At 65.9% G+C, this 1,652-nt stretch carries 1 protein-coding gene; it reads right to left on the bottom strand.

What is annotated here, in order from left to right; translation table 11 throughout:
* Position 1 precedes the first annotated feature (1 nt).
* Positions 2 to 1,652: electron transfer flavoprotein-ubiquinone oxidoreductase (locus tag H0X91_RS34605; RefSeq protein WP_179109019.1), on the bottom strand; the 1,651-nt coding region annotated here is incomplete at its 5' end.

Here is a 1,652-nt window from a genome sequence, read left to right as displayed (position 1 = left end):
GTTACATGTTCGGGTAATTCGGCCCGCCGCCGCCTTCCGGCGTGACCCACACGATGTTCTGCGTCGGGTCCTTGATGTCGCAGGTCTTGCAGTGCACGCAGTTCTGCGCGTTGATCACGAGGCGCTCGCTGCCGTCGTCGTTCTTCACGAACTCGTACACCGCCGCCGGGCAGAAACGCGCCTCCGGCCCCGCGTAGGTACGCAGGTTCACGTTCACCGGCACGCTCGCATCCTTCAGCGTCAGGTGCGCCGGCTGGTTCTCCTCGTGGTTCGTGTTCGAGATGAACACCGACGACAGCCGGTCGAACGTCAGCTTGCCGTCCGGCTTCGGATACGCGATCGGCTCGCACTGCGACGCCGGCTTCAGCATCTCGTGGTCCGCATGCTGGTGATGCAGCGTCCATGGCACGTTGCCGCCCATCACCTTCTGCTCGAGCCCGACCATCAGCGTGCCCAGGTACAGGCCCTTGGCCATCCACTGCTTGAAGTTGCGCGCGCGGTACAGCTCCGTGTACAGCCACGATTGCTTGAACGCATCCGGATACGCATTGAGCTCGTCCGACTGACGGCCGGCCTGCACCGCGTCGAATGCCGCATCGGCCGCCAGCATGCCGGTCTTGATCGCCGCGTGGCTGCCCTTGATCCGCGACGCGTTCAGGAAACCCGCGTCGTCACCGATCAGCGCGCCGCCCGGGAACACCGTCTTCGGCAGCGACAGCAGGCCGCCGGCCGTGATCGCGCGCGCGCCGTACGACACGCGCTTGCCGCCCTCGAGGAATGCGCGGATCGACGGGTGCGTCTTGTAGCGCTGGAATTCCTCGAACGGCGACAGGTACGGGTTCGTGTAGCCCAGGCCCACCACGAAGCCGACCACGACCTGGTTGTTGTCCATGTGATACAGGAACGAGCCGCCGTACGTATCGGACTTCAGCGGCCAGCCGGCCGTGTGGATCACGAGGCCCGGCTTGTGCTTGGCCGGATCGATTTCCCACAGTTCCTTGATGCCGATCCCGTACGCCTGCGGATCGGCGTTCGCGTCGAGCTTGAATTTCGAGATCAGCTGGCGGCCGAGATGGCCGCGGCAGCCTTCGGCGAACAGCGTGTACTTCGCGTGCAGCTCCATGCCGAGCTGGAAGTTCTCGGTCGGCTCGCCGTCCTTGCCCACGCCCATGTTGCCGGTCGCGACGCCCTTCACGGAGCCGTCGTCGTTGTAGAGAATCTCCGCGGCGGGGAAGCCGGGGAAGATCTCGACGCCCAAGGCTTCCGCCTGCTGGCCCAGCCAGCGCGTGACGTTGCCCAGCGAAATCACGTAGTTGCCGTGATTCTTGAAGTTGTCGGGCAGCGCCCAGTTCGGCGTCGTGACCGCGCTCTTCTCGGACAGGAACAGGAAGCGGTCTTCCGTCACCTCGACGTCGAGCGGCGCGCCGCGCTCCTTCCAGTCGGGAAACAGCTCGGTGATCGCGCGCGGGTCCATCACCGCGCCCGACAGGATGTGCGCGCCGATCTCGGAACCCTTCTCGAGCACGCACACGCCGATCTCGGCGCCTTTCTCGGCGGCCAGCTGCTTGAGCCGGATCGCCGCCGACAGCCCGGCGGGGCCGCCGCCGACGATCACGACGTCGTATTCCATCGATTCGCGCGGGCCGTATTGC

This window comes from Burkholderia sp. 9777_1386 (assembly GCF_015712265.1).
In the GTDB taxonomy this organism is placed as follows: Bacteria; Pseudomonadota; Gammaproteobacteria; order Burkholderiales; family Burkholderiaceae; genus Burkholderia; species Burkholderia cenocepacia.
Note: the sequence above shows the minus strand (reverse complement) of the source record. Positions and strands in the feature narration are given on the sequence as shown.